A 292-nucleotide genomic window follows, 5' to 3' on the forward strand; every position below is an offset into this window, starting at 1 on the left:
TTAAGGATGAGATCCTTTTATCCTTAATCGACAAAGCGTTAGCGCATAACAACGACATTATGGTTGCGAAACTGTCTATGGATCAGTTGGAGCTCACGTACAAGCAGGCAAAGTTACAATTGCTACCGACGCTGGATCTAGCAGTCGGAGCGAACGAAACAACATTCGTGATCCACACCTTACATCGCGGCAGATTTATCCAGATATTGCTAGGATCTTTATTTGTAGTAGGTATTGGCGCGTCCTATAGCCATATTGGTGAGATTCCGAAAATCATTGCTCTGCTAGTTTG

1 protein-coding gene is annotated in these 292 nt (G+C 43.5%); it reads left to right on the top strand.

Annotation, left to right across the window (positions count from 1 at the left end):
* Positions 1 to 59: 59 nt before the first annotated feature.
* The coding region (locus A0125_RS15240; protein ID WP_231863252.1) for a hypothetical protein at positions 60 to 292 on the top strand (233 nt) is incomplete at its 3' end.

The organism is Sphingobacterium populi, from assembly GCF_001586775.1.
Lineage (GTDB): Bacteria > Bacteroidota > Bacteroidia > Sphingobacteriales > Sphingobacteriaceae > Sphingobacterium > Sphingobacterium populi.